We start from the raw sequence: 13178 nt of genomic DNA on the forward strand, positions 1-13178 counted from the left end.
CCTGACCAGTACCAGTCAGCTTTGCTAGACAGGGAGGGTCAAACACAGGGTTACGCCGCCCTTCCCAGATAGCAGACGCCTTCAAAAAAACGGATTGTGGCTGTCGTGTTGCGCGGCGATGCGTCCTACTGACCGAGTTCGTCGACGGTCAGCGTGTAGGAACCGCTGCCGGAGTAGGCGTCGACGAGCAGGCCGAGTTCCTCATCACCCGAGAGGTCGACCGTAATCTCCTCCTGGCTGTCCGGCGAGTACGACACCTCGTCGTAGTCGTAGGTCGTCGGCGTCCGACCGTCGTACGTGAGGTAGAGGTCGAAGTCGGCGCTGTACGGGCCCGACAGCGTCACCGTCGCCTGGCACGGGTTCGCCGTGTCCAGCGAGTAGGTGTAATTGTCGCTGCCGTTACCCCACCAGCCGCCGCTCAGGTAGCCCGAAACCGAATCGGAGCTCGTCTCGGCGCCACACTGACCGCCACCGCCGTCGCCACCGATGGCGACCGTCTGGGTCGACGTGTCCGTTTCGCCGTTGCCCGCGGTCACCGTTAACTGCACCGAGTAGTCACCCTCGGCACCGAAGCGGTGATCGATCGTCTCGCCGTTCTTCGTCGCACCGTCGCCGAGGTCCCACTCGTAGGACGTGATCGAGCCACCGTCCGGCGGCGTGGAGCCGCTGGCGTCGAACGCGACGGTCTCGTCGACCTCGGGGTCGGACGGGCTGAAGCCGAAGCTCGCGGTCGGGCTGCCCGGATCGCCGCCACCGCCGCCCTCGACGATGTTGGCCGCGTCGACACGACCCGAACCCTGCTGATCGGTCGGGAGCCCGATGTCGACGGCCGTGCTCTCGAGTCGGTCCCAGAGGTCCTGGACCGAGTCGTCCGGATGAGCCGATTTGCCGAGTGCGGCTACGCCGGAGGCGACCGGACACGCCATCGAAGTGCCCGAGAGGCCCTCGTAGCCGCCGCCTGGGACGGGTGCGAGCACGTCGACGCCGGGCGCGGCAACGTTGACGTTCGGCCCGTAGTTCGAGAAGTTCGCGATCTGCTCGTTCTGGTCGACGGCCGAGACCGCGACACAGTTGTCGTAGGCCGCGGGATAGCTCACGGGCGAGCCGTAGTCGTTGCCGGCCGCCGCGATCGGCAGCGTGCCGTTGTTGTACGCGTAGTCGATGGCGTTGCGACCGGTGTCGCTGGCGCCACCGCCACCGAGCGAGAGGTTGACGATGTCGGCGCCCTGGTCGGCCGCCCACTGGATCGCGTCGGCGATGTCGGCCATCGACCCACTGCCGCCCGAACCGAGCGCGCGCCCGGAGATGAGTCGACAGTTCGAGATCCCTGCAGTTCCCTCGTTGTTGTCCGTCGTCGCCGCCGCACAGCCGCCGACGTGCGTGCCGTGGTTCTCCGAGTTGACAACGGGCGCCGGATCGTCGTCGTTGTCGACGAAGTCGTAACCCTCGTCGCCCTGGAAGCGATCGGCGAGGTCGGGGTGCGTGTAGTCGACCCCCTGGTCGACGACCGCGATGGTGACGTCCATCGACCCCATCGTCGTGTCCCAGGCCTGGTCGGCGCGAACCTGCTGTGGCGCGTACTGCGACCCGAACTGCGGATCGTTCGGTTCGAGGAACGCCTCGACCGTGTAGTTCGGCTCGGCGTACTCGATGCCCGGCTGGCGTTCGAGGCGCTCGATCACCGAATCCTGTGTGCTCGGGCCGTCCTCGGGAACCTTGACCGCCATGTAGCCGAGCGCGTCGTTCTCGTGAACGACCGAGGCCTCGGCGGGAATCGCGGATTCGACTGTGGTACGCGCGCTCGCGATACCGACGGTGTCGCTCTTGCCCACCAGGATCTCGTCTTCCTTCGGGCCGGGCTCGCGACCGGGCGTCGCCGAAACGACGCCGCCCAGCCCCAGGAACGCTCCGGTTGCCCCGGCTGCTTTCAGTACTGATCGTCGACCGATGTCGTGGTTGCCATCACCTGACATAGGTACTGAATACCATCCTCCAGAGTAAGTAAAATCTTCGTGAACGTTGGTGAATTTATTATTAATCTCTAAGCAATAAGGAACCAACACATTATAATTGAAAATGGCAAACGGTGACTCCGTCAGAAATCGTGACGGCAGCTAGTGTTTTGTTCCTAATTTAAATTGTGGAGTTTATTATTAACTGCCTAGATAGTAACATTCGGAAATTGGCTGTGGTCAGACGGCCCGGTTCGGGACAGCGACAGAGCGAGTGGAAGTACCACGATAGGTGGTAGTGCCCGCTGCCCAGCTGGCCCCGTTACCACGGGACTGTGATTCGATTGTCCGCAATTCGATTCCCGTGTGCGAAACGAGACGATGAACGCGGGTGAACGAGACAGGTTCCGATCGGCCGCTGTGACCCCTGAGCACGGCAACAGCGACGATAGACAAACCGTTCGTACAAGTCGTCGATCCGTGCGAAGGGCCCAAAACGTGAATATGGCGTCTGTGTGGTCGAAACGAAGATCGACTGCGGGAACAGCCTCGGAGATCGGTGCTCCGTTACTCTCCGAGTTCCTCGACGGTCATCGTGTAGTCGCCGCTGCCGGAGTAGGCGTCGACGAGCAGGCCGAGCTCTTCGTCGCCCGAGAGATCGACGGTGATCTCTTCCTGGCTGTCCGGCGAGTACGACACCTCGTCGTAGTCCGAGGTCGTCGGCGTGCGGCCGTCGAGCGTGAGGTAGAGGTCGAAGTCGGCCGACGAGGGGCCCGACAGCGTCACCGTCGCCTGGCACGGGTTCGCCGTGTCCAGCGTGTAGGTGTAGCTGTCACTGCCGTTGCCCCACCAGCCGCCGCTGAGCGAGCCCGACACCGTGTCGGAGCTCGTCTCGGCGCCACACTGGCCGCCACCGCCGTCGCCGCCGACGGCGACCGTCTGCGTGGACGTGTCGGTCTCGCCGCTGTCGGCGGTCACCGTCAGTTCGACCGCGTAGTCGCCCTCGGAGGCGAAGCTGTGGTCCGCGGTCACACCGGAGGCGGTCGAGCCGTCGCCGAAGTCCCACTCGTAGCCGCTGATGCTCCCGCCATCGGGTGCCGTGGAACCGCTGGCGTCGAAGGAGACGGTCTCGCCCGACTCGGGATCTGACGGACTGAAGCCGAAGCTCGCGGTCGGACTGCCCGGATCGCCGCCACCGCCGCCATCGACGATGTTCGCCGCGTCGACGCGACCGGCGCCCTGTTCGTCGGACGAGAGCCCGACGTCGACGGCCGTGCTCTCGAGGCGGTCCCAGAGGTCCTGAACCGTGTCGTCAGGGTGAGCCGATTTGCCGAGTGCGGCCACGCCGGAGGCGACCGGACACGCCATCGAGGTGCCCGAGAGGCTCTCGTAACTGCCGCCCGGGACGGGAGCGAGGACGTTCGCTCCCGGTGCGGCGACGTTGATCTTCGGCCCGACGTTCGAGAAGTTCGCGATCTGCTCGTTCTCGTCAAGCGCGGAGACGGCCATACAGTTGTCGTAGGCCGCGGGGTAGCTCACGGGCGAACCGTAGTCGTTGCCGGCCGCCGCGATCGGGAGCGTGCCGTTGTCGTACGCGTAGTCGATCGCGTTGCGACCGGTGTCGCTGGCGCCGCCGCCACCGAGGGACATGTTGACGATGTCGGCGCCCTGGTCGGCCGCCCACTGGATCGCGTCGGCGATGTCCGACATCGAGCCACTGCCGTCGGCGCCGAGTGCGCGCCCGGAGATGAGCCGACAGTTCGAGACCCCGGCGGTCCCCTCGCCGTTGTCGGTCGTCGCGGCCGCACAGCCACCGACGTGCGTGCCGTGGTTTTCGTCGTTGTTCACCGGTGCCGGATCATCGTCGTCGTCGACGAAGTCGTAGCCCTCGTCGCCCTCGAATCGGTCGGCGAGGTCGGGGTGCGTGTAGTCGACGCCCTGGTCGACCACGGCGATGGTGACGTCCATCGATCCCATCGTCGTGTCCCAGGCCTGGTCGGCGCGCACCTGCTGGGGCGCGTACTGGTCGCCGAACTGCGGGTCGTTCGGTTCGAGGAACGCTTCGACCGTGTAGTTCGGCTCGGCGTACTCGATGCCCGGCTGGCGTTCGAGCTGCTCGATCACCGAATCCTGCGTGCTCGGGCCGTCGTCGGGAACCTTGACGGCCATGTAGCCGATCGAATCGTTCTCGTGGACGACCGATGCTTCGGCTGGAAGCGCCGACTCGACCGTCGACCGCGCGTTCGCGATGCCGACGGTGTCGCTCTTCCCGACCAAAATTTCGTCTTCCTTCGGGCCGGGCTCGCGACCGGGCGTCGCGGAGACGACGCCACCGAGACCGAGGAACGCCCCAGTCGCCGCGGCTGTCTGAAGGACGGTACGTCGATCGATATCATGAGTGCCATCACCTGACATGGCTACCGAATACCAGCTATCGAAGTAAGTAAAATATTCGTGAACAGCGCTGAATTCATTATCACTACCAATATTATAATCAAAATACAGTATTAGGAGAGAAACGCCAGACGGCAGTGGTACCTATGGTAATCTCATACGGTGGTGTCCATTACTTAATAAATTGGCCCTCAGTTTTTCATTTGATTGAAATGGTTGTCACCGTCGGTATCGACCAATGATCACCAGACACGCCGTGATTCACCGACAGCCAACGCTAGCATTGCAGTGAATCGCGAGACAGGAGTGTTGACACCCAGACGGTGCGATAGCGACGACTAGCGGGAAACGACCAACGGCAGTTGCGATGGCTATCGATGCACGAATTCTGCCGTCTATCTGACGCGCGCCTCGGCGTGCCACGCCCGGCTGGCGAGCCCGATCCAGGGTGGGTCGCCACCTACGTGTCGAAGTTCGCTCCCCGGTCCGCTTCACCCAAGCAAAAACAGCTTTGAGGCTCCCGCCAGTCACCGGTGACAATGACGACCCAGGCCGACGGGGAAGCCCACCCCGGCGCCGACGATCGGGTCTACTACGTCATCAGTGACCTCCACATCGGTGGGGACGAACAGCTAGAGGATATCGAGTTCCGCGAGGAACTGCTCACGTTCCTCGAATCACTCGAGGAGACGGACGAGGACACCGAGTTGGTGATAAACGGGGACGCGTTCGGTCTCTGGGAGCTGACCGAACTCGACGGGCCGGCGAAGTTCGACGCGCTGGTCGAGACGTATCCGACCGTGTTCGAGCAACTGCGCGCGACTGGCGAGACCGTCACGATCACACTGGTCCCCGGCAACCACGACCACGAACTGGCGGCCTACGACACCTACGTCGACCGATTCGCCGCGTACAACGTCGACCTCGTCCAGACGGAGTCGATCACCCGTCCACTCGCCGGTCGAGAAATTCACTTCGAGCACGGTCACCAGCGCGATCCGAACAACCGCATCGACGACTGGGGAAACCCCTACGACCGGCCACTCGGATACTACTACAACACGCACGTGACGAGCACGGCCGGGCAGCTGTCGGACCGCGGCCGGTTCAACTGGCTGAAGGACATCCAGGCGGTCACGCCGACCGAGTGGATGCCGCTGTGGGTCCTCTCGAAGTACGTCTATCGCGAGATGCACCCGCTCCTCCGATACGCGCTCGTGCCGTTCCTGTTGCTCTTCAACGTCACCGCCCTGCTGGCGATCCTCGTCGGGCTCGACGTCGCCGGCGTCTACGCGATGCCAACGGACGCCGTCCAGGGATTTCTCGGGCAGTTCGGTCGACCCGGAACGGTGGCCTACCTCGTCCTCGCGGTCAACGTGACGTTAGCTGGCATCCTGTTGCTGGTCGCCGTTCCGCTGTACTTCATCCAGCAGGATATCAAGCGGACGATCGACCGATTCGGGCTCTTCGACGGTGACGTGACCGTCGACGCGGCGAAACCGTACGAGACGGCCGCCCGCGAGCTCGCCGCCGAACGTCCGGAGACGGCCGTCTTCTGTTACGGACACACGCATCGCCCGGACGTCACCGAGGTCGACGGCGTCTGCCTCGTCAACAGCGGGACCTGGCTGAAGCGCCTGCACCGACGAGACGGTGTCACGGGGCTCCTCCCACCGGTCTTCTACCCGTCGTACCAGCTCGCCGCCGTCAGAATCGACGCCGACACCGACGGGATCGCCGTCGAGTTCCAGCCCATCGAGAAGCCGAACCCCGCACCCGAGGAGCTCACCCTCACCGAACGTCTCCTGACGCTCGGTCGGAAACCGGACCCCGATCTGCCGGACAGACACGTCGTCGACCTGGACCGTAGCGAGCCCAAATCGTCCGTTCCCGGGGAGACAACGGGGACAGGTCCGGAACCCGTGAGCGAACAGCAGGAATAACTACCGCCGGCAGAGAGTGGGTGACGAACATGAACACCCCACTACAGACGATAGCGGCGCTCGATACGTCGGCGATCGTCCCGGCCGTCGTCGACGCGACGGTCACGGCGCTCCTGTTCGTCGTCTCCTTCGTCGTGCTCTACGGCCTCGGAAAGCTGGTCGTACTCCGGATCGTCCGCGAGAGTCTCCAGCGACGGGGCGTCGAACGGGCGATCGTCAGAACCGCCGTTCGCGTAACCGGTCTCGTGATCGCGGTCGTGGCCGTCGCCCTCGCCGCGACGATCGCCGGGTTCGGCGTCGTTCTCTCGGCGTTCGCGATCCTCGGCGGCGCACTGGCGCTGGCGATCGGCTTCGCCACGCAGGACCTGATCGCCAACTTCGTCGCGGGCATCTTCATCCTGCAGGACAAGCCGTTCACCATCGGCGACTGGATCAAGTGGGACGACGAGGGCGGTATCGTCCGCGATATCGACCTCCGGGTGACCAAAGTCGAGACCTTCGACAACGAACTCGTCACCGTTCCCAACTCGGACCTGGCTAACGCCGCGGTGACCAACCCGACGGCGAACGACCGGGTCCGCATCGGCTACGACTTCGGCATCGGCTACGGCGACGACATCGACCGTGCCCGTGAGGCCATCATCGATGCCGCACACGAAATCGACGGCGTCCTCGACGAACCGGCCCCCGCCGCCCCGGTGACCGACCTTGGCGGTTCGGCGGTCGTCCTCACGGGCCGTATCTGGATCGATCCCAGCGATCAGGTTCCGAATGCGACGAAGGCCGCGTTCGTCGAGGCGGTGAAGAAACGACTCGACGAAGAAGACGACATCGACTTCCCCTACCCGACGACGGAACTCACCGGGTCCGTCACCGTCGACGAGCGAGGAGAGAAAGCGACACTCGATAGTTCTCCTCCCTGAAAGCCGACGTCCTCTCTTCGACCTGTCTCTCACTGTGCCCCGCCGACGTTACGCCGGATTCGGCACCGTCAGCACCGGAATCGTCGCGTGTTCTTGCACGTCCTCGGCGACGCTCGGCTTCAGTACCCGGTCCAATCCGCTTCGATTGTCCGTCCCCATCACGATCAGGTCGGCGTCCGCGGCGGCGACCTGGTCGCGAATCGCGTCCGCCGGCGCTCCCTCGCGAAGCGTCGTCGTCACGGAGACGCCCTCGGCCGTCGCCCCGCGTTCGACGGCCTCGACGGCATCCCGGGCCTCGCTCTCCGGATCGGTTCGTAACTGATCGCGCTGGCTCTGTCCGGTCCCCTTGATCACCGACAGCGCGTGGACGGTCGAGTCGAGCGCCGCCGCGAGCGAGATCGCGTGCTCGGCCGCGCGCGTCGAGGATTCGCTCCCGTCCGTCGGAACCAGCACGTGGTCGTACATACGGCCTCCTCGACGGCCCGTCGGATACGGGCGAAGCCTGCACTCGCAACCTCGTCGTCCCAGTCGACGCTCGCCGACGACCAGTGAGATTTTGTCACTCCGCGTCCGTCGTGTCAGTAATGCCCGACGACGAGCCCACGGTACCCATCGTCTGCCCGTCCTGTGAGACGTCCTCCCGCGTCTCGCTCGACGACGTCGCCGACGCGGTCGACGCCCACAACGACCGCCACCACGATGGCGACGCGGTCGCCGACGTGGATCCCGCGCTCAAAGACCAACTGGCGGACCTCGTCGTCGACGACCTCGGATTGCTCGACGAAGAAGGCGGCAACTAACAGCTCGTTCGGTTTGCACCGACCGGATTCGACGAGTTACCCCGACAGTCCACCGTCGTCGACCGAGCGGATCGTCAGGTCGTAGGACTGCGGAACTCCCGAGAGGTCGACGCGAACGAGGAGGACGTCGAGTTTGGTGTCGCGTTCGGCCAGCCGCACCATCCCGTCGCGCTGGTTGCGCTCGAAACTGGTCGAGCCGTGTTTCACCTCGGCGACGTAGCGTTTGAGGACGCGACCAGCGTCGTCGCCCTCGTCTCGATCGCGGACAGTGAAGGCCACGTCCGGATGCCACGCACCGTCCAGATCGGGGTCGAGTCCGCCGACCCGGTCGGGATCGTCGTCGACGCGCACGCGAAACGTATCGGGGTCGCGTTCGAGGTCGCGCGCGGCGTAGGCGACGATCGGCGGCGGATCGTAGCGATACGCGTCGAACAGTGCCTCCGCGAGCGCGCCGACCTGCTGGGCGCGCGTGTCGAACGTCCAGCCGGTCGCGGGGTCACCGCGTGCCGCGGCCGACGGACGGGGATCTCTGACCTTGACCAGATAGGCGTCGACGTCGGCGGGATCGTTCGGCGCCGGTTCCTGGAACCGAAGGCCCGGACAGTCGACCGCGTGGATCAGCTTCGCGACGGCGTCGGCTCGGCTGTCGTAGCTGAGCACCTCGCCGGCGCTCTGTCGAAGCGTCTCGATCTCCGCGGCCGCCGCACACGCCGACCGCTTCAACGCCACCCGGAACGGCGAGGCGTCCGGCACTCGCCCGGCCTCGGCGACCTGGTACGGCTCACCCGGCCACTGCTCCTCCCAGCTCATTGGTAAGTCCAGTGTCCGCCACTACTAAGAGTGTCCCGCCTCCGCGACCGCGCGGACCACGGGAGACGGCCAGCAATCGAGCGAGCCAATCGCCTCAGTCGATAATCTCCGCGTCGTCGGCGTCGGGTTCCGTCTCGACGGAGATCGTGAGGACGCCGTTGTTGTAGATCGCGTCGTGATCGTCGCCGAAGGCCCAGTCGGCCGACGGCGTCCGGAACGCTCGCTCGTCGGGTCCGTCGGGGCCATCGATCGTGAGTTCGAGACGATCGTCACCGACGAGGACGGTCAGGTCGTCGCGTTCGGCCGGCGAGACATCGACGACGACGTCGATCCGGTCGGTCGCTGAGTCGTAGTAGTACTGCGTCGGCCGATTTGCAACGCGGGGCGAAACGGTGGACACGAGAATCGCTCACGCCTGCGTGACCATCACTCCTCGCCTGAACGTGTGCAGGTGCGGGTAGAGCACCCGACTTAGCTATAGTACTCCCGATATGCGGCGACCTGCTCGTCGTCGGGCGCGCCGTCGGCCCTGACGGTGCCGTCGACGAGGACCGTGAGTCGGTCGTAGGCATCGGCGAACTCGTCGCCGTTGTGTGAGGAGATGAGAATCGTCCGATCGTCGGTCGCGTACGACGTGAGGAACGACCGGATCTTTCGGCGAGAGAACCGATCGACGTCGGCGAGGGGTTCGTCGAGCAACAGGAGCTGTGGCCGGTCGAGCAGCGCCAGGGCGAGGTCGAGCTTCTTGCGAAAACCGCCGGAGAGGTCACGAGCGCGCCTGGTCTCGACGGGTTCGAGCCGGAGGGCGGACAGCAGGGTTTCGACCCAGGAGACGGGTTCGGGGTCGTCCGCGAGCGAGCGGAAGACCGAGAGGTTCTCGCGGACCGTCAAATCGGGGAAGAAGCGCGGCTCCTGAAAGCTGTAGCCGGTGACCCCGGCGGGCCGCGAGATGCGACCCGTCGTCGGATTCGCGAGTCCCGCGATGAGGCGGAGCATCGTCGTCTTTCCCGAGCCGTTCGGCCCGACGAGCCCGTGAATCGTCCCGGGTTCGGTCGTGAAGATCACGTCCTCGAGTGCCGTCGTCGAACCGTAGCGTTTGGTCACACCGACGAGGAAGACGCGGGCCGCGGCGTCGTCGACCATCGGTTCGTGTGCCATCGGGATCGGTTCGTCGCGTGCAGTCGAGGGCGAATCGTGTACTCGCGAGGGCGAATCGTCACCTGTCGAGCGTGCGTTGTCGTGATCGCCCATCTCATTGCCTCCGTCGATAGTAGCTGAGCGCCAGTACCAGCCCACCCAGCGCGAGGACGGCCGCCCCGGCCACCCAGAGCAGGTAATCCGCGTACAGCGCCATCGGTGCGTCTCGTAACATCGCACTCCGGGTCGCCACCGTCGCGTAGTGGGTCGGGAGTGTTCGAGCGATCGCCTTGCGAGTGGGTGAGAAGAAGCCGACCGGATAGACGACACTCGAGAGCGAGAGGAGCGCGAAGAGTAGCCCGACGTTGGCGAACAACGCCAGCCGGCGCAATCGCATGGCGAACAGGATCGTCAGACCGACTGCGGCGACGAGAACGAACGTGAGTATGAGACTCACGGACGAGAAGACCGAGAGGGTCGCGATGTCGAACCCCATCCACGACGCCACCAGCGCGGCGACGGCGATCGGAACGATCGTCAGCGCGCCGTAGAACGCAATCTTCGTCGCGAGAACGGTCTCTAACCGGGACGTCGTCTGTAGCCGGTCGAGCACCAGTCGTTCCGAGCGAACCTGGTACGGGACGAACACCAGGCCGTAGACGAGGACGAACGCCACCAGACAGACCGGAATCAGGTACGCCGTGAGGACGCGCTGGTCGCCGAGCCGGTCGTGCGTGACGGTGACATCGGAGACGAGTGCGTCGTCGAGTCGACGATCGAGGGCGGCCACCGAGAGGTTGGCGGGTTCCTCGAACGGGACCATCGTCCGGTCGGTGACGACGGTGAATTCCACGTCGGCCCCCTCGGTGCCGAGGTCGGGCGGCACCGCCACGACGAGGTAGACCTCCTCACGGGCCAGCCCGTCTCTGGCAGCTGCGCGCGTGTCGTAGGTGACCGGCGTCGCGAAGGAGTCGACGCCCGTTCGCGTGACCGCGAGTTCGGTCTCGCTGGTGTTGTCGTCGGCCGGGACGACGCCCACGGGGACGTCTTCCGGAATCGATCGTTCGTAGACGCCGGTCACGCCGGTGAGCATCGCCGGCAGGAGAACGAGGACGACGACGAACAGGCCGGCGTTGCGTCGAACGGTGAGCGCTTCCTTCCGAAGGAGGGCACGGACGTCCACGACGCGTTACTGCTCGTTCGCCAGTTCGATCAGCGTGTCGACGCTCGCATCCCAGGTGACGACGAGCGTAGACCCGTCGGTTTCGGTGTCGAGGTTGGCGACAAGCTGTTGTTCCGTTTCAGTCATGTCGGACGTCGACTGCGAGAGCATGAAGTTAATAGTGCCTTCCAGGTTCTCGGCCTGCTCGGCGTCTCCGAACGCCATCCTGATCTCGATGGAGGCGTTTCCGTCGCTCGTCGTGTAGGCGCCCGTAATCGTCTCGACGCTCTCGGTCGGAGCGGCCCCGCCGAAGTCGTCGCCCTGGTCTGCGGTCTCAGGGACGTCCATCGCGAAGGTGACGAGTCCCTCGGTGGTGTCTTCGAACGTCTCGAGGAGCGTGCCGGAGACCGGTTCCGCACCCTCGTAGCTGACGTCGAGCGACGCCGTCACGGCGGCCTTCGTGCCGATCACGTACTGGCCGTCGTCGTGTTCGCCGACGTACACGGGATCGCTCGTTGCATCCGGATTCGCCGGCTTCCAGAGGACGTCTTCACCGGCGTATTCGGTCTGTTCGAGGGTCGTCTCGGCGTCCTCGTTCAGGGCGTCGATCAGCGTCTCGGTGTCCCAGTCGGCATCGATGAGGACGGCGAACTCGCTCTCGGAAGCAGCTTCGGTGTCCGTCATCCCGAACATCGTCGTCTGCTCGAGATCCGCGAGATCGAGTCCGGTTTCGTTCCTGAACTCGGTGTAGAGTTCTTCCATCTCTGCGGCGCTACTGTCGGTCTCCTCGCCGAGGCCGTCTAGCAACGCCGTCGTTTCCTCGTCCCCGAAGATGGCCATGTCGACGTTGACGAGCATGTCCGCCTCGGCCGGCACCTTCGCGGTCTGTTTCGACGAATCCGCACCCTCCTCGTCGGAGAGCATACTCAGACAGCCCGCGCTCGCGACGACCATCGCCACGACGGCAAGCACGAGGAGCACGCGGCGGCCCGCACCGTCCGCCCACGGCAAGCGTTTGGATAGGTTCATCTATCGGTTTGTTTGTCTGAATTCTAAATAAACATTCGGATCTTCGTGCCGGTTCTCCGCTCCCACTCAGTCGCCTCCGCCCCACCATCGTCAGCACGTCTCGGTCGCGGCCAATCCGAACGCAAGACGCATAGGGTGGCCGTCCCAAGATCCGATAATGACGGCGTTTGCAGCAGTCCTGGCAGCGATCGGGACGGGGCGTTCGACGGCGGCACTCGACGGGGTCGTCGCCATGGCCGGTCACGGGTCGGCGAGCGTCGGAGCCAACGTCGATCTCGCGGTCTTTCTCGTCGTCGGCGTTCTCGCCGGGGCGCACTGCCTCGGAATGTGTGGCCCGCTGGTGACGACGTACGGCGATCGGATGTCCGCGGGGTCGTCGACGCGACGAGACGACGACCTGTCGGTCTTCGAGGTGCGCCAGCACCTGCTTTTCAACCTGGGTCGGACGGCGAGTTACGCGCTGATCGGCGGACTCTTCGGCCTCCTGGGGGCGCTGGCCTTTGCCTCCCTCGACGCGACGATGGCCGTGGGTAACGGCGTTCGTGCCGCGACCGGCGTCCTCGTCGGCATCGCGATCATCGCGAGCGGACTCTACTACCTCCGCGGGCGTGCTGGCGTGCCCGGTCACGGCCTCCCAGTCGTCGGCCCGCTCTTCGCGACGGTGTCGGGCGCGCTCACGAGCCACGTCGATCGGCTGGCGAACGGCCCCGGGATCGTCCTCCTCGGGGGCCTACACGGCCTGTTGCCCTGTCCGATCATCTATCCCGCCTACCTCTACGCGTTCGCCCAGGGCACCCCGCTTCGGGGCGCGCTCTCGCTGGCCGTCCTCGGGCTGGGGACGATCCCGACGCTGTTCGTCTACGGCACGCTCGTGAGCGCGATCAGCCCCAGTACCAGAGTACACCTTCACCGCGTTCTGGGCGTCGCGTTCGTGGCGCTGGGGTACTTCCCGCTCAAGATGGGGCTGATGGCCTTCGGCGTCGACCTTCCCGGTCCGTCACTGCCGTTCTACAGCGGACTCTGACTCG

Annotated in this window: 12 protein-coding genes; 4 read left to right on the forward strand and 8 right to left on the reverse strand. The window is 65.2% G+C overall.

What is annotated here, in order from left to right; genetic code table 11:
• Positions 1 to 125: 125 nt before the first annotated feature.
• Positions 126 to 1973, reverse strand: coding sequence for a S8 family serine peptidase (locus HALRU_RS02910; RefSeq protein ID WP_015299912.1), 1848 nt, complete (start codon positions 1971 to 1973; stop codon positions 126 to 128).
• A gap of 546 nt (positions 1974 to 2519) precedes the next feature.
• The gene (locus HALRU_RS02915) at positions 2520 to 4367 is read right to left on the reverse strand and encodes a S8 family serine peptidase (RefSeq protein ID WP_015299913.1); all 1848 of its coding nucleotides are present in this window, start codon (positions 4365 to 4367) and stop codon (positions 2520 to 2522) included.
• A gap of 518 nt (positions 4368 to 4885) precedes the next feature.
• On the opposite strand from HALRU_RS02915, the gene HALRU_RS02920 reads away from it, so the two are divergent.
• Entirely contained in the window at positions 4886 to 6289 is a 1404-nt protein-coding gene (locus HALRU_RS02920; protein WP_015299914.1) for a metallophosphoesterase family protein, read from the forward strand.
• Positions 6290 to 6318: 29 nt separating this feature from the next.
• Complete coding sequence (locus HALRU_RS02925; RefSeq protein WP_015299915.1) at positions 6319 to 7212, forward strand: mechanosensitive ion channel family protein; 894 nt, start codon at positions 6319 to 6321, stop codon at positions 7210 to 7212.
• Between the two features lie 48 nt (positions 7213 to 7260).
• On the opposite strand, the gene HALRU_RS02930 is transcribed toward HALRU_RS02925, so the two are convergent.
• Complete coding sequence (locus HALRU_RS02930; RefSeq protein WP_015299916.1) at positions 7261 to 7677, reverse strand: universal stress protein; 417 nt, start codon at positions 7675 to 7677, stop codon at positions 7261 to 7263.
• Between the two features lie 119 nt (positions 7678 to 7796).
• Here HALRU_RS02930 and HALRU_RS02935 point away from each other — a divergent pair, with 119 nt between their 5' ends.
• Positions 7797 to 8012, forward strand: a complete 216-nt coding sequence (locus HALRU_RS02935; RefSeq protein WP_015299917.1) for a hypothetical protein — start codon at positions 7797 to 7799, stop codon at positions 8010 to 8012.
• Positions 8013 to 8048: 36 nt separating this feature from the next.
• Here HALRU_RS02935 and HALRU_RS02940 read toward each other — a convergent pair whose 3' ends face one another.
• The 5 genes from HALRU_RS02940 to HALRU_RS02960 form a co-directional block, all read right to left on the reverse strand.
• A complete protein-coding gene (locus HALRU_RS02940; protein WP_015299918.1) occupies positions 8049 to 8822 on the reverse strand; it encodes a hypothetical protein in 774 nt (257 codons plus the stop codon).
• 94 nt (positions 8823 to 8916) lie between these two features.
• On the reverse strand, positions 8917 to 9222 hold the full coding sequence (locus tag HALRU_RS02945; RefSeq protein ID WP_015299919.1) for an Hsp20/alpha crystallin family protein: 306 nt from the start codon (positions 9220 to 9222) through the stop codon (positions 8917 to 8919).
• Between the two features lie 71 nt (positions 9223 to 9293).
• Positions 9294 to 10073, reverse strand: a complete 780-nt coding sequence (locus tag HALRU_RS02950) for an ATP-binding cassette domain-containing protein (RefSeq protein WP_148680413.1) — start codon at positions 10071 to 10073, stop codon at positions 9294 to 9296.
• 1 nt (position 10074) lies between these two features.
• Entirely contained in the window at positions 10075 to 11142 is a 1068-nt protein-coding gene (locus tag HALRU_RS02955) for an ABC transporter permease (protein WP_015299921.1), read from the reverse strand.
• 6 nt (positions 11143 to 11148) lie between these two features.
• Positions 11149 to 12150: a hypothetical protein gene (locus HALRU_RS02960; protein ID WP_015299922.1), complete on the reverse strand. Its 1002-nt coding sequence runs from the start codon at positions 12148 to 12150 to the stop codon at positions 11149 to 11151.
• Between the two features lie 157 nt (positions 12151 to 12307).
• Here HALRU_RS02960 and HALRU_RS02965 point away from each other — a divergent pair, with 157 nt between their 5' ends.
• On the forward strand, positions 12308 to 13174 hold the full coding sequence (locus HALRU_RS02965; protein WP_015299923.1) for a sulfite exporter TauE/SafE family protein: 867 nt from the start codon (positions 12308 to 12310) through the stop codon (positions 13172 to 13174).
• Positions 13175 to 13178 lie beyond the last annotated feature (4 nt).

Source organism: Halovivax ruber XH-70, assembly GCF_000328525.1.
Taxonomy (GTDB): domain Archaea; phylum Halobacteriota; class Halobacteria; order Halobacteriales; family Natrialbaceae; genus Halovivax; species Halovivax ruber.